2 protein-coding genes are annotated in these 24980 nt (G+C 64.6%); both read right to left on the bottom strand.

The genetic code is table 11. The annotated features are described in order from the left end of the window. Positions 1-106: 106 nt before the first annotated feature. Positions 107-11524: a non-ribosomal peptide synthetase gene (locus D109_RS0127820; RefSeq protein ID WP_017479789.1), complete on the bottom strand. Its 11418-nt coding sequence runs from the start codon at positions 11522-11524 to the stop codon at positions 107-109. Then, positions 11521-24441, bottom strand: coding sequence for a non-ribosomal peptide synthetase (locus D109_RS0127815; protein WP_017479788.1), 12921 nt, complete (start codon positions 24439-24441; stop codon positions 11521-11523). Before D109_RS0127815 ends, D109_RS0127820 begins: the two co-directional genes overlap by 4 nt. Positions 24442-24980 lie beyond the last annotated feature (539 nt).

The following is a 24980-nucleotide window of genomic DNA, read 5'->3' as shown; positions in this document are numbered from 1 at the left end:
GACCTTTTGGTTACTTTTGGGGCGTTTGCCAAAAGTGACCCGCTGTAAGAGCGGAACCCTAAGTGGCCGTTACCGCAGCAACGGATATGTACACCATCAAAAGCCCTCACAAAACCCGCTCCCCAACCACAACCCCATCCCGCCACCAAGCCGCCAAACTAAAGACGTTGGGCGCCTTGAGCAGCGAAAAATGATTCCCCGGCCCATACCACACCTCCAACGACCCGGTGCACTGGCGCCACCCCTCAACCATCAACCCCTGCTCCCGCTGATTCCCCGCCGCGTCCAGGGTCGGGTCCTCCGCCAACACCAACCGCACCACCCCCTCATACCGCCGACCAGGCCGATAAACCGTACGCAACGCCGACGCATACGTGCGCGCCGGCCCATCCATCGCCTCGACCGAAGACCGCGCAGGCAACAACCCAACCCCCACCATCCCCCCATGCAACAACCGCCGCTGCTCCACCTCATCCCTCCCGGCAAAATCCACCGCATCAATCCCCAGGGACTTACCCGAAGCCACCTGCATCGACTCAATCAGCCGCAACAACGCCGCCGTCGTGGTATAGGGCCGTCCCACCACCCCATTCCCGCCGGGCGCCTCGCTGTCGATCAACGTCAACGACGCCACCTCACGCCCCTGGGCCTGTAACCGCGTCGCCATCTCAAATACCACCCAGCCGCCAAACGAATGCCCAACCAGATGCACCGGCCCCGAAGGACATTCCTGTTCCAAGGCCTGTAAATAACAGCGCGCCGCCGCCTCGACCTGGCTGTGTGGCACCGCTTCTCCATCCAGCCCACGGGGCTGCAAACCAAAGATCGGCCAGTCCCGGCCCAGCGCCTCGGTCAACCCCACAAACCCGGTCACGCTATCCCCCGCCCCCGGCACACAGAAAATCGGCGCATGCCCGGCACGGCCACTTTGGATCCGCAACAACGGCTGATGCACTGCCACACTCGGCGCCTCACTCAATGCCAGGGCCTCACCCAGCGCCTGCCCCAACGCCTGGATATGCGGTGCCTGCATCATGCTCTGGTGATCCCCCGGCACTTCAACCTGGCGCAGTTGCCCAGGGGCCAACGCTTCCTCCCAACCCAAATCCAGGCTGCGCCGCGACAGCTCCGTCGGCCGCTCTGCGGCGCTGAACAGGTGCACCGCCAACGGCATCGGGAACAGGCTGTAATGCGCCAGCGCATGCCCATGCCCGACTTCCCGCTCGATAAAACTCAACAAGTCCGCGTCCGAAGCCGCCGCCATCTGCGCGTACAACAAATGCCGATCGCGGCAGCGTTGCAACAGCCCAGCAAAATCCAGCTGTCCAATCTGCGCATCCAGTTGCTCAAGGCTCGCCAACTCATCCACACCTCCCTGTGCCTTCCAATACGCCATGCACTGCAACAGCAAATGCCGCTTCAGAGCATCCGGTCCGGCCCAACGCGCCTTGCCCTGGTCGGTCATGCGCGGCACGTAGCTGTCGATCAACCCGAGGAACGCCACCGGCTCGTCCAGACCCTGCAGTTGCATCGCCACTTCATAGGCCAACACCCCGCCGAACGACCAACCCGCCAGCCGATACGGCCCATGGGGCTGCACCGACCGAATGATCCCCACCAGCCGCGCCGCCAGGCCTTCCATGGTCTGCAACTGCGGTTCACCGAGGGGCGCACCGGGCAAGCCGTAGATCGGGTAATCCCCCGGCAGATGCCGGCCCAGCGCCGGGAAATACAAGTCCATGCCGCTGAATTCATGCACCAGGAACAATGGCGGCTGGCTGCCGCTGGCGCGCACGGTGATCAGCGAGCTGTCGTCTTCCCGCGTCGTACGCTGACCCAGCATCGAGGCGACCGAGGCCACGCTGGCATGCTGGAACAGCTCGGCCAACGACACCTCAAGCCCCGCCTCTTCCATCAGGTTGACCAGCCGGATCGCCAGCAACGAATGCCCACCCAGTTCAAAGAAACTGTCGTGCCGACCGACCTGCTCCAACCTCAACACTTCGCCCCAGAGGCGGGCCAGGGTCTGTTCCAGTTCATTGGCCGGGGCTTCAAACACACGGCTTACCCGCGCTTCCATCGCGGGCACCGGCAGGGCCTTGCGGTCGACTTTGCCGTTGGCCGTCAGGGGCATTTTTTCCAGTGGCACATAGGCCGAGGGCACCATGTAGTCCGGCAGGTGCTGCAGCAGGTGACTGCGCAGAACGTCAACGGCGAGCGGCTCGCCGGTGTAGTACGCCACCAGGCGCTTGTCCCCCGGTGCATCTTCTCGTGCCAGCACCACCACATCCTTGATGCCGCTGCAGGTCGCCAGGCGCGCTTCGATTTCACCCAACTCGATGCGGAAACCACGGATCTTCACCTGGTCGTCATTACGTCCGATGCACTCCAGCAGCCCGTCCGCCGACCAGCGCCCAAGGTCGCCGGTGCGGTAGAGCAAACCATCGCCAAACGGGTCATCGACAAATTTCTCGGCCGTCAGCTCCGGCCGGTTCAGATACCCCTTGGCCACGCCGTGCCCGCCAATGCAGATTTCCCCGACCACACCCAGCGGCACCGGCTGCAGGTGCGCGTCCAGCACGTGAATCTGCGTGTTGGAAATCGGCCTGCCGATCGGCACGCTTTCAGCATCGGCGGCGATCGCCTGCACCTCATAGGTGGTGGCGTAGGTGGTGGTTTCCGTCGGACCGTAGCAGTGCACCAGGCGCACCGCCGGCGCCCGGGCCAGCAGGCTGCGAAATGCCGCCGGGTCCGCCCGTTCGCCGCCGCACAACAGGATGCGCAGCCCGGCCAACGCGTCGGGAATCAGCTGCACGTACTGGTTGAACAGCGCGGTAGTGACGAACAGCACCGTAGCCTCGCCCGCCTTCAATGCACGACCAAACGCACCTGGGTCGAGCAAGGTGGCAGGGTCGATCACCAGCACCTGGCCGCCGTTGAGCAACGGCCCCCACACGTCCATGGTGCTCGCGTCGAACGCCGGGTTGGAGGCGAACGCCACGCGGTCGTGGGCGTTGAAATCGGCGTAGCCGTTATTGATCACCAGCCGCGTAATGCCCCGGTGCGGTACCAGCACGCCTTTGGGGGTGCCGGTGGAGCCGGAGGTGTACATGATGTACGCCACGCGCTCCGAGGTCTGCGACAGGTCCGGGTTGTGGCTCGGTTGCGGGTCCAGGGCCAGGGTGTCGAGGTCGATACGTCGGGCCGGGTACTCGACGGACTCGCTGCTGTGGGTCAGCAGCCACACCGCGCCGCTGTCCTGAACCATAAAGGCCTGGCGCTCGGCCGGGGCGTTGATGTCCAGCGGCACGTAGGCCGCCGCGCATTTCAGGATTGCCAGTTGACTGAGCAGCAGGTCAATCGAGCGCGGCAGCAGGATCGCCACGTGGTCGCCGGGCTGCACGCCCAGGGTGCGCAGGTGATGGGCCAGTTGGTTGGCGCGGGTGTTCAGCGCGCCGTAACTCAGGGTGTGCTCGCCATGCACCACTGCGATGGCGCTCGGGCGCGCCTGGGCCTGGGCTTCGAACAGGCGCTGCACGGTATGTTCGCGAGGGAACTCCCGTTGGGTGGCGTTGAACTCCACCCGTAGCTTTTCACGCTCCGCCGGCGGCAGAATCGACAGTTGGCTGATTGAGCCCGCTGCATTTTGCTCCAGGGCCTGCACCAGGTGTTCCAGGGCGACATGCAGGTACTCACAGAGGCGTGCCGCGCCCTGCCCCATGACATCAAAGCCAAACCCGTCACCCAGGTCGTCGACACTCAGGGACAGGGCAAAGTTGGTGCGTTCCTCGGCCTTGAGCACTTGCATGCCCTGCCAGGCTTCAGCCACCCCACCAGCATGCGGCGCACTGTGGCGATAGTTGAACAGCACGCTGAACAGCGGCGTATTGGCCGGCAACCCGCTGCAACGCTGGGCCAGGGCCAGTGGCGCATGCTCGTGACTGAGCAGTTGGGTCAGGCTGGCATGGGTCGCCATCAGCGCCGCGTGCACCGTGCGCTCACCCAGGTCGACCCGTAGCGGCAAGGTATTGATGAACACGCCCAATGCGCGCTCGGCGCCTTCACCGCCTTGCAACCGGCCCAGCAACACGGTGCCGAACACCACCTGTTCACGGCCGGAAACCTTGCCCAATACCTGCGCCCAAGCCAGGTGCATCAGGCTCGCCGCACTGACCCCAAGGTGACGCGCCAGGGTGCGCAGGCGCCCGCTCAGCAGCGGGTCGACACTCAGGCGCGCCTGCTGTGCTTCACCCGGTGCATTCAGTGCCAGCGTCGGCTCATCGATCTCCCCGAGCATCTCGCGGAAGAAGGCTTCGTGCTCGTCCTCACGCATGCCCAAGCGCGTCTGCGCCACATAGTTGCGATACGGCACCGCCGCACCCAACTGCTCGCGACGGCCCAACAGACAGGCTTGCATCTCGTGCTGCAGGACTTCCAGCGCCACGTGGTCCATCACCAGATGATGGAACAGCAACAACGCAACCACCCGTTGGTTGGCCGGGTCCTCGGCGTACACCAGGCGCATCAACGGCGCCTGCCCCAGGTCCAGCCGGTGCTGATAGAAGCGCGCCTGCATTTGCTCCAGCACATCGCCCGTCGCCTGAATCGCCTCGACCTGCAACGACGCCCGGCGCCACACCACTTGTACCGGCTCTTCCAGCCCGTCCCAGTGCATCGACGAGCGCAGGATATCCTGCCGCTCGATCACCGCTTGCAACGCCTGGGCAAACGCTTCAAGGCGCTCGACGCTGGCGAAGGCAAACTGCGCCTGTAACAGGTACGCGTCACCCTGTTGTACTGCGCGATGGTGATACAGGATCCCGGCCTGCAACGGCGCCAGCGGGTAGATGTCCTGCACGTTGGCCGCGCCGCCGGGAATACTCGCGACAAGGCGGTCGATGGCGGGTTGCTCCAGGCTCACCAGCGTCAGCATGTCCGGGGTGATCCGCGTGCAATCCGCAGCAATCCCATTGGCCGGCACCACCACTTCGCGCCCACCCCCCACGGCAGCCGCCAACGCAGCCAGCGTGGGCTGGCCAAACAACACTTTCACATCCGCCGACAACCCGACCCGGCGCATGCGGCCGATCAGGCTGGCGGCCAGCAGCGAGTGGCCGCCCAGCTCGAAGAAGTTGTCATGCCGCCCCACCCGCTCCACCTTGAGCAAATCAGCCCAGAGGCCGGCCAGGGTGATTTCGGGTTCACCCACGGGCGCGACGTATTCCCGGGCGATCACCGATTCCAGGCCCGGTACCGGCAATGCCTTGCGGTCGAGCTTGCCGTTGGGACTCAGGGGCAAGGCCTCCAGGTGCATGAAGGTCGCCGGCACCATGTAGTCCGGCAATTGCTCCAGCAGGTGGCTGCGCAGGGCATCGATGTCGGCCTGCACGCCGGTGTAGTAAGCCACCAGCCGTGAATCGCGGGCGACCACGGCGGCTTCGTTGATCTGCGGGTATTGCAGCAGTCGCGCCTGAATCTCACCCAGCTCGATGCGCAGCCCACGGATTTTCACCTGGTCATCGTTGCGGCCCAAATACTCGATGGTGCCGTCCGGCAGGTAGCGCCCGACGTCGCCGGTGCGATACATCCGGCCGTCGCTGAACGGGTCCTTGAGGAAGCGTTCGGCCGTCAGCTCAGGGCGGTGCAAGTAACCCCGCGCCACTTGCACGCCACCGATGAACAGCTCGCCTACCACACCCAATGGCACGGGCTGCAACTGCCCGTCCAGCAGGTACATGCGGGTGTTGGCGATCGGCTTGCCGATGGGGGTGTTGTCCGGCGTGACAGGCCCGGCGCAATCCCACGCCGTCACGTCCACCGCCGCTTCAGTCGGGCCGTAGAGGTTGTACAAACCGATGCCCGGCAACTGCTGTTTGAAACGGCGCACCAGGCTGCCGGGCAACGCTTCACCGCTGCACATCACCCGCACCAGCCCGGCGCTCTGGCTGACATCGCCGTGGGCCAGGAACACGTCCAGCATCGAAGGCACAAAGTGCAGTGTGGTGATCTGCTCGGACTCGATCACATCACACAGGTAGGCCGGGTCTTTATGCCCGCCTGGACGCGCCATCACCAACCGGGCGCCAGTGAACAGCGGCCAGAAAAACTCCCACACCGACACGTCGAAGCTGAACGGGGTTTTCTGCAACACCCTGTCCTGGGCGGTAAGACCGTACTCGTCCTGCATCCACAGCAGGCGGTTGACCACGCCCGCGTGCTCGTTGATCACGCCCTTCGGTTGGCCGGTGGAACCCGAGGTGTAGATTACGTAGGCCTGATGCTGCGCGGTCAGCCCATCCACTCGTGGGTTGGACGTTGGTTGGTGCTGCCAGGTGTTCAGGTCCAGGTCCACCACCGGCACCGTCACGTCGCCCAGCAGTGAACGGGTTTCGCCCTGTACCAGCACGGCGGCCGGTGCGCTGTCTTGCAGCATGTAGGCGATACGCTCCAGCGGATACGCCGGGTCCAGCGGCACATAACCGCCGCCCGCCTTGAGGATCGCGAACAGGCCGACGACCATCTCCAGGCCGCGCTCGACGCAAATCGCCACCCGCGAATCCGGCTGTACACCCAGCTCACGCAGATGGTGCGCCAACTGATTGGCCCGTTCGTTCAGCTCGCGATAGCTCAAGCATTCCGAGCCCGCCTTCACCGCCAGTGCATCGGGCGTTCGCGCAACCTGGGCTTCGAACATACCGTGCAGCGTCTGGTCTAGGTTGTAGTCGACGGCGGTGTCGTTGAAGTCGAACAGCAGGTGCTGGCGCTCCTGATCGTCCAGCAAGTCAGCCTGTTCCAGCACCGCCTGATCGTTATCCACCATGGCCTGCAGCACGCGGGTGAAATAGCCGACATAACGCTGCATGGTCGACTCATCAAACAACGCGATGGCGTATTCCAGGGTGCCGCGAATTTCTCCCCGGGTCTCGCCGAGGTTCAGGGACAGGTCGAACTTGGCAAAGTGACTGTCCTCCACAATCCCTTCAAGGCTCAGGTCGCCGAGGGCCAGTACCGGCGCGTCACTGTCCTGCCAGGTCAACATGGTCTGGAACAGCGGGCTATGGGCTAGGCTGCGCAATGGCCGGGTGATTTCCACCACCTGCTCAAACGGCAAATCCTGATGAGCCTGGGCGTCCAGGGCCAGCCCCTTGACCCGCGCCAGCAGCGCCTCGGCACTCAGCTCGCCCGAGGTATCGATGCGCACCGCCAGGGTGTTGACGAACAACCCGATCAAGCCTTCCACCTCGGCCCGCTGGCGGTTGGCGACGGGGGAACCGATCACCACTTCCTCCTGCCCGGCCAAACGCGCGAGCAACGAGGCCCACGCCGTCATCATCACCATATACAGCGTGGTGCCGTGGCGTTGGCTAAGGGCCTTGAGCCCGGCGGTCAGACGTTCATCCAGGCGCACGTCGACGCTGCTGCCGGCGTAGTCCTGCTGGGCCGGACGCGGGCGGTCGGTCGGCAACATCAGCAACGCCGGCGCACCGGCCAGGGTTTGCTGCCAATAGCTGCTCTGGCGATGCAGCACTTCGCCGCTGAGCCACAGGCGCTGCCACACGGCGAAGTCGCTGTACTGGATCGGCAATGGCGGCAATGGGTCAGCCTCACCACGGCTGAAGGCTTGGTACAGCGCCATCAGTTCGCGGGTCAGCACGCCCATGGACCAGCCATCGGACACGATGTGGTGGATAGTCAACAGCAACACGTGGTGATCGTCGGCCATGATCACCAAGCGCCCGCGCAACAGCGGGCCGCGCTGCAAATCGAAGGGCGCCGAGGCTTCGCCCTGGATCAACGCGTCCAGCACCTGCTGTGCTTCGGGGTGGCGGCGCAGGTCCTGCACTTGCAGGGGCATCACCTCTTCAGGCGGCACGATCAGCACCTGGGCGTCGTCATCCTGCTGGGCGAAACGGCTGCGCAAGGTTTCATGCCGCGCAACGATCCGCGCCAGGGCCCGTTGCAGCGCGTCGACGTGCAACTGCCCACGCAAGCGCAGGCCGATAGGAATGTTGTAGGCGGTGTTGGCACCCTCCATCAGCGCCAGAAACCACAGGCGTTGCTGGGCAAACGACAACGGCAACTCCGTGTCCCGCGCCGCCGGCTGGATATCCGGCAAGGTGCTGCGCCCGGCCTGGGCAAGCACTTGCGCCACGGCGGCCAGTTCGGCATTGGCGAACAGTTCCCCCAGCGCCAGATCAACCCCAAGGCGCTGGCGAACCTGGGACACCATGCGCATGGCCAGCAACGAATGGCCGCCCAACTCAAAGAAATGGTCCTGGCGCCCCACGCGTTCCACCTGCAACACGTCGGCCCAAATCTGCGCGAGGACGGTTTCGATATCGCCATGAGGCGCTTCGTACTCGCGAGTGAAGACGGCGGCCAGGTCCGGCTTTGGCAGGGCCTTGCGGTCCAGCTTGCCGTTGGCGGTCAGGGGCAATGCATCGAGTTTTACGTAGGCCACCGGGACCATGTAGTCCGGCAGGTGGGCCACCAGATGCGCGCGAATATCGCCCACATCGAGGGGATCGAACTGCGGGTTTTCGGTGAAGTAAGCCACCAGCCGGGGCTGGCCGGGCTGGTCTTCCCGGGCCAGCACCACCACTTCCTGGAGACCGGGCAACTGGTTGAGGCGGGTTTCGATTTCTCCCAGTTCGATGCGCACGCCACGGATTTTCACCTGGTCGTCGTTGCGGCCCAGGTACTCGATGTTCCCGTCCGGCAACCAGCGCGCGAGGTCGCCGGTACGGTACATGCGGCCCGGGTTGAAAGGGTCATCCAGGAAGCGTTCGGCGGTCATTTCCGCACGGTTGAGATAACCCCGCGCCACGCCCTTGCCGCCCACATACAGTTCACCGGCAACCCCCAAGGGCACCGGGCGCTGCTGTTCGTCCAGCAGGTAAACCGTGGCATTGGCGATAGGCTTGCCGATGTGCAACGGCTGACCGGGCTCAATCCGCCCGGAGGTGGCGACCACCGTAGCTTCGGTGGGACCGTAGTTGTTGATCACCTCGAAACGCTGGGCCCGGGTGAACTGGCGCAGGCGGTCGCCGCCAATCAGCAAGGTGCGCAGGGTCGGGTGTTCGATGTGCTGGCTGAAGGCATATTCGGCCACCGGCGTGGGCAGGAAACACACCTCCAGCGGTTGCGCACGCCACCAGTCCAGCAGCGCATCGATATCTTCCGCGCCGTCGTGGGCCGGCGGCAGGTGCAAGGTCGCGCCCACGCACAGGGCCGGCCAGACTTCCCAGGCCATCGCGTCAAAGCCGAAACCGGCAACGCTGGCGGTATGTCGGCCGGCGCACAGGTCAAACGCGGTGCAATGCCAGTCCACCAGGTTGGCCACGGTGTGGTGTTCCACCATCACGCCTTTGGGCAGGCCGGTGGAGCCGGAGGTGTAGATCACGTAGGCCAGGTTGGACGGTGTGACGGAAACTTGGGGGTTGCTGGCCGTATGGTGATGCCAGGTAAAACGGTCCAGGTTGATCACCGGCACGTCGAGTGCAGGAAGGCGCTCCAGCAGGGCGTGTTGCGTCAGCACCGCGACCGGGGCGCTGTCGCTGAGGAGGTAGCTCAGGCGCTCGGCCGGGTGCGACGGGTCCACCGGTACGTAGCAGGCACCGGCCTTGAGGATCGCCAGCAATCCGGCCAGGGTGTCCAGCCCGCGTCGGGCGACGATGGCCACGCGGTCATCGGGTTTTACCCCCAGGGCCAGCAGGTGATGGGCCAGGAGGTTGGCTTGTTGGTTCAATTCGCCGTAGGTCAGCTGACGGCCTTGATACACCGCAGCCACCGCGTCCGGGGTCAGCAACGTTTGCGCTTCGATACGCCCGTGCAGGGTGGTGCCTTGGGGGAAGTCGGCCGCTGTCGCGTTAAAGTGCTCCAGCAGGTGTCGCTGCTCAGCCTCGGGCAGTACCGACAGAAGATTCAACGGGGTGTCGGGCGCCTGTTCCAGCGCCTGTACCAGGTTTTCCAGGGCCGTTTGCACATAACCACAAACAGCCTGCGGATCGACCTGGGTACTCGCCAGCAAGCGCAGGATAAACCCGTCCCCCAGGTCATCGACACTCAGGGTCAGCGGGTAGTTGGTGCGCTCCTCGGAGCTCAAGATCTCGATGCCCTGCCAGGCCGCCGCCGCGTCGGTACTGGTGCCCGAGCCACTGTGGCGATAGTTGAGCAATGCGCTGAACAGCGGCGTCGGCGCCGCCACCCCGCTGCAACGCTGGGCCAGGGCCAGGGCGGCGTGTTCATGACGCAGCAAGGTGGTCAGCCGGGCGTGCGTGGCCTTGACCCCGGCACGCACCTCTTCGGCGCCGACATCCACGCGAAACGGCAAGGTATTGATGAAAATGCCCAGGGCCCGGTCCGTGGCGTGCCCGCCCTGCATGCGGCCCATCAAGACGGTGCCGAACACCACCTGCGCCTTGCCTGCCAAGGCACTCAATACCTGCGCCCAGCCCATATGGAACAGGCTGGCGGCACTCACCCCCAACTGCCGTGCCTGGGCCCGCAAGCGTTGATTGAGCGCTGGCGGCAACGGCCAGTCGACTTCGGCAATCTCCTGGCCGTCGCCCTGCACATCCTGCAAACCAAACGGCAAGGTCGGCTCAGTGATGTCCCCGAGCATTTCGCGAAAGAACGCTTCGTGTTGCTGCTCGCTGATCCCCAGGCGTGCCTGGGCCACATAGTTGCGAAACGGCACGGCCTGGCCCAATTGATCCGCGCGGCCCTGCAAGTAGGCCTGCATTTCGTGGCGCACCACGTCGAGCGCGCTGTGGTCCAGGGCCATGTGGTGGAACAGCAGCAAGGCAACCATGCGCTGCCGGGCTTCGTCCCAGGCGCCTACCAGGCGCACCAGCGGTGCACGGGTGACGTCCAGGCGGTAGTGACGGCCATCAAACAGGCAATGCAACTGGGTCGCGATATCCCCGTCGGCGGGGTTCAGTTCAATCAGTTGCACCGGCAATCGCGCCGCGCGCCATACCACTTGCGAAGGCTCTTCCAGTCCCTCCCAGATCACGGCGGTGCGCAGGATGTCATGACGGTCCATCACGCCCTGCAACGCCTGGGCAAACCCCTTGAAACGCTCAAGGCTGTCGAAGGCGAACTGCGACTGCATGACGTAGGGGTCGCCGTGTTCGGCACTCACATGGTGATAAAGAATACCTTCCTGCAGCGGGGCCAGGGGGTAGATGTCCTGCACGTTGGCCGCGCCGCCGTCGACGGTCTCGATGATGCGGTCAATCGAGGCCTGGCTCAGGCTCGACAGCGTCAGCATCGCTGGGGTAATCCGCTGGGCGCCTGCGGGAATACCATTGGCCGGCACTTCGACTTCACCGGCCTTGGTGGCCGAGTACTCTCCGGCCTTGATCAGCTCGATCAGCGCCGGCTTGTGTTCCCGCAGCGAGGCCACCAATGCCGGGTCACTCAGGGCCTGTTTGTTGCCCTGCACCGACAACTGATCGCCCTTGAGCGCCAGTTGTACATCCTTGGCCTTGAGTGTCGCCAACAGTTCAATGATGCTCACAGGACGATCTCCATTCGTTCGGTAATTGCGGCGTAGCCTGCCAGGGTCGGCTGTTCGAACAGCCCCCGCACATCGGCTTCCATGCGTTCCTGACGCAAGCGCCCGATCAAGCTGACGGCCAGCAGCGAGTGCCCGCCCAGTTCGAAGAAATTGTCATGGCGACCGACCCGCTCCACTTTCAGCAGTTCGGCCCACAAGCGCGCCAGGGTGATTTCGGTGTCGCCCACCGGGGCTTCGTACTCGCGCACGATCAGCGACTCCACACCTGGCGCCGGCAGCGCCTTGCGGTCGAGTTTGCCGTTGGGGCTCAACGGCAAGGCCGCCAAGTGCACGAATACCGCCGGCACCATGAAGTCCGGCAAACGCGACAGCAGGTGGGCTCGCAACTGTTCGATATCCGCCTGCACGCCGGTGTAGTACGCCACCAGGCGCTCGTCCCGGGCCAACACCGCCGCTTCATTGACTTGCGGGTATTCGGTCAGCCGCGCCTGGATTTCCCCCAGCTCGATGCGCAGGCCACGGATTTTCACCTGGTCGTCATTGCGGCCCAGGTACTCGATATTGCCATCCGGCAGGTAGCGCCCGACGTCGCCGGTGCGGTACATGCGGCCAGCAGTGAACGGGTCCTTGAGGAAGCGTTCGGCGGTGAGTTCAGGACGGTGCAGGTAGCCGCGAGCGACCTGAACACCACCGATGAACAGCTCGCCGACCACGCCCAAGGGCACCGGCTGCAACCGGGCGTCCAGCAGGTACATACGGGTATTGGCAATCGGTTTGCCGATAGGCGTGTTGTCCGGCACCAGGGGCCTTGCGCAGTTCCACGCGGTCACATCCACCGCCGCTTCGGTCGGGCCATAGAGGTTGTACAAACCGATGCCTGGCAACTGCTGCTTGAAGCGTCGCACCAGGCTGCCGGGCAAGGCCTCACCGCTGCACATCACCCGCAACAGCCCGGCACTCTGGCTGACATCGCCGTGGGCCAGGAACACGTCGAGCATCGACGGCACAAAGTGCAAGGTGGTGATCTGTTCAGCTTCGATCACCTCGCACAGGTAGGCCGGGTCCTTGTGCCCGCCGGGGCGCGCCATGACCAACCGGGCACCGGTAAACAGGGGCCAGAAGAATTCCCACACTGATACGTCAAAGCTGAACGGGGTCTTCTGCAAGACCGCGTCGCTGGCAGTCAGGCCGTAGGCGTCCTGCATCCACAGCAAGCGGTTGACCACGCCTGCATGCTCGTTGATCACACCCTTGGGCTGGCCGGTGGAACCGGAGGTGTAGATCACGTAGGCCTGATGCTGCGGGGTCAGCCCGTCGACGTGTGGGTTGGACAGCGGCTGGTGCTCCCAGGTGTTCCGGTCCAGATCCACCACGGGTACCGCCACATCCCCCAGCAGCGAACGGGTTTCGCCCTGCACCAGCACCGCCGCCGGCGCGCTGTCTTGCAGCATGTAGGCGATTCGCTCCAGCGGATACGCCGGGTCCAGCGGTACATAACCACCACCGGCCTTGAGAATGGCGAACAGACCGATGACCATCTCCAGGCCACGCTCCACACACATCGCCACCCGCGAATCCGGCTGTACCCCCAGCTCACGCAGATGATGGGCCAACTGATTGGCGCGCGCGTTCAGTTCGCGGTAGCTCAGGTGTTGGTCACCCGCTTTCACCGCCAGCGCATCGGGGGTGCGTTCAACCTGGGCTTCGAACAGGCCGTGAAGGGTCTGATCGAGGTTGTAGGCAACCTCGGTGGCGTTGAACCCGAACAGCAGTTGCTCGCGCTCCTGCGGGCCGAGGATCGACAGGCGATCCAGCGGCAATTGCGGGGATTGCTCCAGCGCTTCCACCAGCCCGTGCAACGCCGCCTGCATATAACCGCAAATACGCTGCGCGCCAATTTGCGCGGGGGTCATCGCGGTCAACCGGAATCCGTCGCCCTGGTCATCCACGTTCAAGGTCAGCGGGTAGTTAGTGCGTTCCTCACTGGCCAGGGTTTCGATCCCCTGCCAGGCCGGGGACACCGCCGCTTGCTGGCTGTCGCTGTGGCGATAGTTGAGCATGGCGCTGAACAACGGCAACGGCGCCGCCACTCCACTGCAACGCTGGGCCAGCGCCAGGGAGGCATGCTCATGCCCCAACAGTGCCGTCAGCCGGGCATGGGTCGCCTTTACCGCCGCACGCGCACCGATGCCGCCGACATCCACCCGCAACGGCAAGGTATTGATGAACATCCCCAACGCCCGGTCGCTGCCCTTGCCGCCCTGCATACGGCCCAGCAGCACCGTGCCAAACACCACGGTGTCCTGGCTCGAAGTGCAGGCCAACACCTGCGCCCAGGCAAGGTGGAACATGCTGGCAGCGCTGACCCCCAGCAACCGTGCCTGAGTGCGCAGGCGCTGGGTCAAGGCCGGTGATAACGCTTCACAGGCTTCTTCGATGGCACTGCCATCGCCCTGTACATCCTGAAGGCCGAACGGCAACGTAGGCTCATGGATATCCCCCAGCATCTCGCGGAAGAACGCTTCGTGCTCCTGCTCACTCACCCCCAGTCGGGCCTGGGCCACGTAATTGCGGTACGGCGTGGCTTCGTCGGTGATTTCGGGCTGGCCCAGCAGGCTGGCTTGCATCTCGTGACGCACGCCGTCCAGCGCCGTGTGGTCGAGGGCAATATGGTGGAACAGCAGAATCGCTACCACCCGCTGCTGGCGCGGATCTTCGGCATACACCAGGCGCACCAGCGGGGCCTGGGACATCGGCACACGGTAGTGACGAGGATCAAACTGGCGATGCAGCTGCGCCAGCACATCACCGGTGCCCACCTGCACCGCCTGCACCGACAGCTCAGCCTGGCGCCATACCACTTGCAGTGGCTGTTGCAAGCCTTCCCAGACCACGCCGGTGCGCAAGATATCGTGGCGGTTGATCACCGACTGCAACGCCCGGGCAAACGCCTGCAAACGCTCGACGCTGTCAAACGCCAGGTGCGATTGCAGCAGATACGGATCGCCCTGCTGCGCACTGATGTGGTGGTAGAAAATCCCTTCCTGCAACGGCGCCAGCGGATAAATGTCCTGCACGTTGGCGGCGCCGCCTGGCACGCTGGCGACGATCTGGTCGATGGTCGTCTGATCCAGCTCCACCAGCGACAGCATCGAAGGCGTGATGCGCTGGCAATCGGCAGCAATGCCATTGACCGGCACCAGCACTTCCCGGCCACTGCCCACAGCCGCGGCCAAAGCGGCCAATGTCGGCTGGCTGAACAGCACCCGCACATCGGCGCTCAGGCCGACCTGGCGCATGCGCTCGATCAGACTCACCGCCAGCAATGAATGGCCACCCAGCTCAAAGAAGTGGTCATGACGGCCCACTTGCTCTACTTGCAAGACCTCGGCCCAGATCCGCGCCAGGGTGGTTTCGACTTCGCCTTGCGGCGCTTCGTATTCACGGCTGAGCATGGCGGCCTGATCCGGCGCCGGCAGGGCCTTGCGGTCGAGCTTGCCGTTGGCGGTCAGGGGCCAGCTGTCGAGCTTCACGTAGGCCACCGGCACCATGGCCTCGGGCAGTTGGCTGTGCAGCTCGGCGCGCAGAGTTTCGATGTCCAGCGGTTTTTGTTCGGTGAACCAGGCGACCAAGCGGCCGTCGCGCACCAGCACCACGGCGTCCTTGACGCCGTCGACGGCGGCCAGGCGGGTTTCGATTTCCCCCAGCTCGATGCGCACACCCCGGACTTTTACCTGGTCGTCGTTGCGGCCCAAGTATTCAATATTCCCATCCGGCAGCCAGCGCGCCAGGTCGCCGGTGCGGTACAGGCGGCCCGGGTTGAACGGGTCATCGAGGAAGCGTTCGGCGGTCAAGTCCGGGCGATTCAAATACCCACGGGCCACGCCGCGACCGCCCACGTACAACTCGCCTGCCACACCCACCGGCACCGGACGCTGTTGCTCATCAAGCAGGTACACCGTGGCATTGGCCATCGGCTTGCCGATATGCAGCGGCTGACCGGTGTGCACGCGGCCAGAGGTGGCGACCACCGTGGCTTCGGTGGGGCCATAGTTGTTGATCACCGCGAAACGGCGCTCCTGGTTGAACTGGCGCAGGCGATCGCCGCCGATCAACAGGGTGCGCAGGCTTGGGTGTTCAAGATCCTGGCTGAAGGCGTACTCGGCCACCGGCGTCGGCAGGAAGCTCACCTCCAGCGGTTGCGCCAGCCACCAGGCCAGCAGTTCGTCGATGTTTTCATTGCCCACCTGGGCCGGTGGCAGGTGCAAGGTCGCCCCCACGCACAACGCCGGCCAGACTTCCCAGGCCATGGCATCAAAGCCGAAACCGGCCACGCTGCTGGTGTGGCTATGGGCGTGCAGGTCAAAGGCTTCGCAGTGCCAATGCACCAGGTTTTCCACGGTGCGGTGTTCCACCATCACCCCTTTGGGCTGGCCGGTGGAGCCGGAGGTGTAGATCACGTAGGCGAGGTTCGCCGGAGTCAGGCTGGCGATCTGGGGATTGCTCTCACCTGCATACGCGCCATGCAGATCGACGATGGCCACATCACCGAGCACGCCACGGGTGCTCTCCTCGGCCAGTACCGCAACCGGTGCGCTGTCTTGCAGCAGGTAAGCGATGCGCTCGGCCGGGTAAGCCGGGTCTACCGGCACGTAGGCGGCGCCCGACTTGAGAATCGCCAGCAGGCCCACCAGCATCTGCGGGCCGCGTCGGCAGCAGATCGCCACGCGGTCGTCGGGCTGCACGCCCAATGCCAGCAGGTGATGAGCCAACTGGTTGGCGCGTTGGTTGAGCTGTTGGTACGTCAGGTGCTGGCCGTCCTGGCTCAGCGCAATCGCTTGCGGCAGGCGCTCGGCCTGGGCCTCGAAAGCTGCGTGCAAGGTGTGCCCTTGCGGGTACTCGCGGGCGGTGGCATTGAAGGTACGCAGGAGTTTTTCCCGCTCGGCAGCAGGCAGTACCGGCAACTGATTCAGCGGCGTTTCCGGCGTTTGCTCAAGGGCGTCCACCAGTTGCTCCAACGCACTGTGCATGGAGTCACACAGGCGCTGCGCACCGATGGACTGCAGGGCCAGCACCGTCAGGCAGAAGCCTGTGCCCAGGTCGTCCACGCTCAAGGTCAGCGGGTAATTGCTGCGCTCTTCGCCACCCAGCAACTGCACACCTTCCCAGATGCCGTGGCCGTCGCGGGCCATTTCGCCCGGGGTGCTGTGGCGGTAGTTGAGCAAGGCACTGAACAACGGCATCGAGGTCGGCACGCCGCTGCAACGCTGGGCCAGCGCCAGGGATGCATGCTCATGGCCCAGCAACGCGCTGAGCCGGGCATGAGTCGCCTTGACCCCGGAGCGTACCGCACTGGCGCCCACCTCGACCCGCAACGGCAACGTGTTGATGAACATGCCCAGCGCCCGGTCGGCGCCTTCGCCGGCTTGCATGCGGCCCATCAATACGGTGCCGAATACCACGTCCTGACGGCCCGACGCGAGGCCGAGCACCTGGCCCCAGGCCAAGTGCATCAAGCTCGCAGCACTGACCCCCAGTTGCCGCGCCTGTTCACGAATCCGCAGCGCCAGCCCTGCATCGACGGGCAACTCGGCCTCTTCGATATCCCGACCATCGCCCTGCACATCCTGCACGCCAAAGGGCAGCGTGGGCTCGTCAATGTCGGCGAGCATGTCACGGAAGAACTGCTCGTGCTCCGGGGCGCTGACACCCAGGCGGGCCTGGGCCACGTAGTTACGGAACGGTGCCGCGACCGGCAAGTCATCGGCCTGGTTGAACAGGAACGCACGCATTTCCTGGCCGACCACTTCCATGGCGGTGTGGTCCAGCGCCAGGTGATGGAACAGCAGGATCGCCGCGACCCGTTGGTTGGTCGGATCCTGCGCGTACACCATGCGCAGCAGCGGCGCCTGGGTGATGTCCAGGCGATAGTGGCGGGCATCGAAGCGTGCGTGCAGCTGTTCAATCACGTCGCTATCGGCCGGGTCCAGCGGGATATGCTGCACCACCAGTTCGGCACGGCGCCACACCACTTGCACCGGACTGTCCAAGCCCTCCCACACCACGCCGGTGCGCAGGATATCGTGGCGCGCCACGACTTTTTGCAGTGCGCCCATGAAGGCCTGCAACCGCTCGACGCTGTCAAACGCCATGCGCGATTGCAGCAGGTACGGGTCGCCCTGTTCGGCGCTGATGTGGTGATAGAGGATGCCTTCCTGCAGCGGGGCCAGCCGGTAGATGTCCTGCACGTTGGCCGCACCGCCGGGCACCGTGGCCACAATGCGGTCGATGGCGGCTTGATCCAGCTTGACCAGGGTCAGCATCGACGGCGTGATGCGTTGGCAATCCGGCGCAATGCCGTTGGCCGGTACCACGATTTCCCGGCCACTGCCCACCGCGGCCGCCAGCGCCGCCAGGCTTGGCTGATTGAACAGCACCCGCACATCGGCGCTCAGGCCAGCCTGGCGCATGCGTTCGATCAGGCTTACCGCCAGCAATGAATGGCCGCCCAGCTCAAAGAAGTGATCAAAGCGCCCGACCCGCTCGACCTTCAATACGTCCTGCCAGATCTGCGCCAGCAGGGTTTCCACCTCACCCTCGGGCGCTTCGAAACCACGGCTGAGCAGCGACGCCTGATCCGGCGCCGGCAGGCCCTTGCGGTCCAGCTTGCCATTGGCGGTCAGCGGCAACAGTTCCAGCCAGACATAGGCCGACGGCACCATGTAGTCCGGCAGCCGGCTTTGCAGGTGCGCACGCAACGCTTCAATGCTCAGCGGCGCCTGGGCGGTGTAGTACGCCACCAGGCGCTTGTCGCCGGGTTCATCTTCGCGGGCCAGCACCACCGTGTCTCTCACACCGGAATAGCTGGCCAGGCAGCTTTCGATTTCACCGGGCTCGATACGGAAACCGCGGATTTTCAGCTGATGGTCGTTGCGGCCCTGGTACAGCAAGGTGCCGTCCGCCTGCCAACTCGCCAGGTCGCCGGTGCGGTACAGCAGGCCGTCGCCGAACGGGTCGACGATAAACTTCTCGGCGGTCAGTTGCGGCTGGTTCAGGTAACCCTTGGCCACGCCCGCGCCACCGATGTACAGCTCGCCGACGACGCCCAGCGGCACCGGCTGCTGCCGCGCATCCAGCACGTAGGCACGGCTGTTGCCAATGGGTCGGCCAATCGGAATACCGCCCTCACCCACTGACGTGATCTCGAAGGTGGTGGAAAACGTGGTGGCTTCGGTGGGGCCGTAGCCATTCAGCAGATGCTGCGGCGCGCCGTGCTCAAGCACCCGGCCGATCACCTGCGGGTCGAGCACATCGCCGCCGACGATCAGGTAGCGCAGCTGGCGGAACATCGGCATCAACCCATCGGCGTATTGGTGGAACAACCCTGCCGTCATCCACAACACGCTGACGGATTGCTCCTGCAACAGGGCGGCGAAAGCGGCCTGGGACAGCAAGGTGGCGTGCTCGACCACCACCACGCAGCCGCCATTGAGCAGTGGCGCCCACACGTCGAGGGTGCTGGCGTCGAACGCCGGGTTCGAGGCGAAGGCCACCCGGTCACGGTGATTGAAGTCGGCGTAGCCGTTGTTGTTCACCAATCGGGAGATGGCGCGATGGGGAACCTGTACCCCCTTGGGCGCCCCGGTGGAGCCGGAGGTGTACATGATGTACGCCACGCTTTCCGCCGACTGGGCGAGGTTCGGGTTATGCGCAGGCTGCGTCCCGAGGTTCAGCGCAGCGAGGTCATTCAGCACGTGTTTGGCATGGCTGTCCTGCACCATGAACGCCTGACGCTCTTCAGGCGCATTGATGTCCAGCGGCACATAGACCGCCGCACACTTAAGGATCGCCAACTGGCTGACCAACAGGTCGATGGAGCGTGGCAGCGCGATGACCACGCTGTCCCCCGGCTTTACGCCTTGATCGATCAAATAGTGGGCCAGGCGATTGGCCCGCAGGTTGAGATCGCGGTAACTCATCGACGCATGGCCGTGCACCACCGCCACGGCTTCCGGGCTGGCCAGGGCCTGGGCTTCGAAGAGAGCGTGAACGGTTTTCCCGGCCGGGTAGTCGCGGGCGGTGGTGTTGAAACCCACCAACACTTGATGCCGCTCGGCAGGCGGCAGGATCGACACTTGATGCAGCGGCGTCGTCGGCGCCTGTTGCAGCGCCGTCACCAGGTTGCGCAAGGCACTGAGCATATAGTCGCCGACACGCTGCACATCCACTTCGGCCACGCCTTGCACCGTCAGCGCCAAACCCACACCGAGGTCGTCGACGTTCAGCACCAGCGGGTAGTTGCTGCGCTCCTCGGAGCTGAGGATTTCGATCCCGGCGTCGGCGAACGGGCTGGCGCCTGGCGCTTCGCCCGGGGCACTGTGGCGGTAGTTGAGCAAGGTGCTGAACAGCGGCAGCGCGCCGGACACGCCACTGCAACGCTGGGCCAGGGACAGCGACGCATGTTCATGCCCCAGCAACTGCGCGAGCCGCGCGTGGGTGGCGCGTACGCCGGCCTGAACCCCCACCGTGCCGACGCTGACCCGCAGCGGCAAGGTATTGATGAACATCCCCAGCGCCCGGTCGGCGCCCTCGCCGCCTTGCATACGGCCCAGCAATACCGTGCCGAATACCACCTCGTCCTGGCCCGATACCTGGCCGAGGACTTGCGCCCATGCCAAGTGCACCAGGCTGGCGGCGCTGACACCGAGCTGGCGGGCTTGCTCACGCAGGCCGAGGCTGAGGGCCGGGTCCACGGGCAAGTGAGCTTCGCGCACACCGCTGCCGTCACGATTCACGTCGTGCAAACCGAAGGCCAGGGTCGGCTCGTCGATATCGCCGAGCATCTCGCTGAAGAACGCTTCATGCTGCGCAGCGCTCACACCGAGGCGCGCCTGGGCCACGTAGTTGCGGTATTGCACGGCGTCCGGCAGCAAACCGGTTTGGCCTGCGAGGCTGGCGCTCATTTCTTCCACCAGCACCTGCAACGCGGTGTGGTCCAGCAGGATGTGGTGCAGCAGCAGGATGCCGACATGACGGCCCTGATCCTCGGCGTAGGCAAAGCGCATCAGCGAGGCACGGGACAGATCGAGGCGATAGTGGCGTGGGTCGAAGCGTGCTTGCAGTTGTGCCAGAACGTCGTTGTGTGGTTCCACGTCGACCTGCTCAACCACCAGCAGTGCCTGGCGTAGTACCACTTGCACCGGCTCGTCCAGGCCTTCCCACATGATGCCGGTGCGCAGAATATCGTTGCGCTCGATCACGCTTTGCAGCGCACGGATAAACGCCTCGACCGGCTCATGGCCGCTGAAGCTGAACTGCACCTGCAACACGTAGGGATCGCCTTCGGTGGTCGCCAGGTGGTGATAGAGGATGCCGGCCTGCAACGGGGCCAGGCCGTAGATGTCCTGCACGTTACCGATACCGCCGGGCACGCTGGCGACGATATGGTCGATGGCCTGCTGGTCGAGGCCCACCAGCGGCAGCATGTCGGGGGTGATGTGCCGGGTCGCGTCGCTGATCAGGTTGGCCGGGACCTGCACTTCCTGCTGCCCGCCCACCGCAGCGGCCAGCGCAGCCAAGGTCGGCTGGCCGAACAGCACCCGCACATCGGCACTCAGCTCCAGCTGGCGCATGCGCTCCATCAGTTTGACCGCCAGCAAGGAGTGGCCACCCAGTTCGAAAAAGTTGTCCTGGCGCCCGACCCGGTCGATCTTCAGCAGGTCTTGCCAAAGGCTGGCAATCGCGGTTTCCACCGCGCCTTGGGGCGCTTCATAACCACGACGGGCCAGGGCGTCGGCGTCGGGTGCCGGCAAGGCCTTGCGGTCGAGCTTGCCGTTGGTGGTGAGCGGAAACGCGTCCAGCAGTACAAAGGCGCTGGGCACCATGTATTCGGCCAGGGACAGCAGCAGGTGGTCCCGCAGCTCGGCGGCGGTGGGCGCGTGGTCCGGTTGGGCAATCACGTAGGCCACCAGGCGCTTGTCGCCCGGCTCGTCTTCGCGGGCAATCACCACGGCCTCACGCACGCCTTCACAGCTGGCTAGGCGCGCTTCGATTTCTCCCAGTTCGATACGGAAACCGCGAATCTTCACCTGGTCGTCGTTGCGCCCCAGGTACTCGACACTGCCGTCGGCCAGCAACCGGCCGAGGTCACCGGTCTTGTACAGGCGCAGGCCGGTTGCGGGATCCGTCAGAAAACGTTCGGCGGTCAGCTCATCGCGGTTGAGATAACCCCGCGCCACGCCGGCACCGCCGACGTACAACTCGCCGACCACACCGCTCGGCACCGGCTCGCGGCGGGCGTCCAGCACGTACAACTGCAAATCCGGAATGCGCACGCCAATCGGGCTCACGCCCACCAGCTGCGCGTCCGCCGCCTCCAGGGCACGATAGGTCACGTGCACGGTGGTTTCGGTGATGCCGTACATGTTGACCAGCCGCGTACCCGAGTTGGTCACCCGGGCGTACCACGGTTTGAGAATGCCCGGTTCCAGGGCTTCACCGCCAAAGATCACCTGGCGCAGGGAATGCAGTTGCTGGCTGCGGCCCTGTGCCGCGATCAATTGGCGGAACGCGCTCGGCGTCTGGTTGAGGATGCTCACACCGGCTTCACAGAGCAGTGCATAGCACTCGTCCGGTGAGCGGCTGACCAGTTGCGGCACTACCAGCAACTGCCCGCCGTGCATCAGCGCGCCCCAGATTTCCCACACGGAGAAGTCAAAGGCAAACGAGTGGAACAGCGCCCAGGTGTCACTGGCGTTGAACTTGAACCAGTGCTCGGTGGCACTGAACAACCGCGCAACGTTGCGGTGTTCGATCATCACCCCCTTGGGCAAGCCGGTAGAGCCGGAGGTGTAGATCACATAGGCGAGGCTGGACGGGCTGATCGCAGCATTCGGATTAACGATGGGCTCGTGTTGCAGGCTGTTGAGGTCGATCGACGTGACGTCGCCCACCAGATGACGGGTGTTGTCCTGCACCAGCACCGCCAGCGGCGCGCTGTCTTGCAGGGTGTAGGCGATGCGCTCCTGGGGGTAGGCCGGATCGATTGGTACATAGCCCGCACCTGACTTGAGAATCCCCAGCAGGCCGATGATCATTTCCAGGCCGCGCTCGACGCAGATTGCCACCCGGTCGTCGGGGCGAATGCCATGCTTGAGCAGGCAGTGCGCAACCTGATTGGCGCGTTCGTTGAGCTCGCGGTAGCTCAGATGTTGGTGTTCAAAGCGCAGCGCGATGGCCTCGGGATGGCTGGCGGCCTGGGCTTCGACTTGCTGGTGGATCAGGGCTGAATCGGCGTAGTGCTGGGTGCTGGCGTTAAGGCCGTGCAGCAGATGCTGGCGTTCGGCGGCAGGCAGGATGCCCAGGCTGTGCAAGGCTGCATCTGGCGTTTGCTCCAGGGCCAGTACCAGGTTTTCCAGGGCGGTGTGCAGGTAATCGGCGATACGTGCCGCGCCGATGGAGGCATCCACCATCACGGTAAAGGCAAAGCCCTCGCCCAGGTCATCAACGTTGACCGTCAACGGGTAGTTGGTGCGCTCTTCGGCACCCAGCACCTGGATGCCTTCGGCGATGTCGATCACCGCCTGGGTGTCCGAGGCATCGCTGTGCCGGTAGTTGAGGATCGCACTGAACAACGGCGTGGGTGCGGCCACACCGCTGCAACGCTGGGCCAGGGCCAGGGAGGCGTGTTCGTGGTTGAGCAATTCGGTCAGGCGTTTATGGGTGGTTTGTACACCGTCGCGCACGCTTTGCTCGCCCACGTCCACCCGCAGCGGCAGGGTGTTGATGAACATGCCCAGGGCCTGGTCGGAGCCCTCGCCCGCGCCCATACGACCGAGCATCACGCTGCCAAATACCACGGACTCGCGAGCGGAGACCTTGCCCAGCACCTGGGCCAGTGCCAGGTGCATCACGCTGGCGGGGCTGACACCCAACGGTCTGGCCTGGGCCCTCAGGCGACGGCTCAAATCGTTGTCGACGGCGATCCGGGCTTCATCGATGCCATGGCCGTCACCCTGCACATCCTGGAGGCCGAACGGCAGGGTGGGTTCATCGATGTCGGCGAGCATTTCGCGGAAGAACACTTCGTGAGCCTGGTCGCTGACGCCGTGGCGAACCTGGGCGATGTAGTTGCGAAACGGTACCGGAGCGCCGGCCTGTTCGGTCTGGCCGGCGAGGTGCAATTGGATTTCACGGCGCACTACGTCGAGGGCGGTGTGGTCGAGAATGGTGTGGTGGAACAGCAGCATCGCGACCACGCGCTGGTTGCGCGGGTCTTCGGCGAACACCAGGCGCAGCAGCGGTGCCTGGCCGAGGTCCATGCGGTAGTTGCGCGCATCGTAGAGGGCTTGCAGTTGGGTCATTGCATCGCCATCGACGCAAGCTTCTTCGCAGACCAGCGAGGCTTTGCGCCAGACCACTTGCAGGGGTTCGTCCAGGCGTTCCCAGGCCATCGAGGTGCGCAGGATGTCGTGGCGGTCGATGACCCATTGCAGGGCCTGGGCGAACGTTTCAAGACGGGCGCGGCTGTCGAACACGAACTGGGCGTGCAGCACATAGGGGTCGCCCTGGTGGGCTGACAGGTGGTGGTAGAGCATGCCTTCCTGGAGTGGCGCCAGGGGGTAGATGTCTTGCACATTCGCCGCCCCGCCGGGGATGCTGGCGACGATGCGGTCGATGGCGGGTTGGTCGAGGTTGACCAGGGGCAGCATGTCCGGAGTGATGCGATAAGCCGGGCTGAGCCAGTCGCCGCCGTGTTGGGCGACGAGGTCGAGCAGTTGGGGTTTGTGGGCGATCAGTTGGTCCCATAGGGCGTCATCCAGCGCGTCGTCGTCACCCAGGATGATCAGGTCGCCTTCGTCCATTTGCAGGCGGATCGGGTGGGTGGAAAGAGCTGCCAGTAGTTTGCTGAACTGCATGGGGTAACCTGCTTTTTTGAGTCGGATACGGTTGAGGAGAAAGTCCGTTTTCAGCTGTCGCGTAAGTGCCTGGGAGGCCCGGCTTAAAGCGCGGGCGCGGTCGAGGATCGGATGGCGTCCCGCAGGGTTGGGAAATTAGAGGATTCGGGGGGTGGGGGGTGACATGGGAAGCGGGGACAAAGCGGCTGGCGTTGGGGAACTTTCGTATTTGTTGGAGTGGGGGCATATCCATTATTTAGGTAACGGCCGCCTATGGTTCCGCTCTTACAGCGGCTCACTTTTGAAAAGCGCAAAAGTAAGCAAAACGCTCTTGCCCCACCACTCGGCACCTCGCTTAGGCTCGGTGTGCCCTCTCTCCGGCTTTGGACCGTGGGCCGCCGCGATGGGCCATCCATGGCCCAGCGCGGCTAACCCGGCGTCCTGCCGGGTTACCCACGCTCCAAAGCCTGCGTTCGGCCAGCGTGGTTTAACGGGGCGCCTAAGATCAAGATCAAAAGCAGATCAAGAGCACAGCGGCCTCCCGGCCGGCTTGAGTGTTG

The organism is Pseudomonas sp. PAMC 26793 (assembly GCF_000313235.1).
GTDB classification, from domain to species: domain Bacteria; phylum Pseudomonadota; class Gammaproteobacteria; order Pseudomonadales; family Pseudomonadaceae; genus Aquipseudomonas; species Aquipseudomonas yamanorum.
Note: the sequence above shows the minus strand (reverse complement) of the source record. Positions and strands in the feature narration are given on the sequence as shown.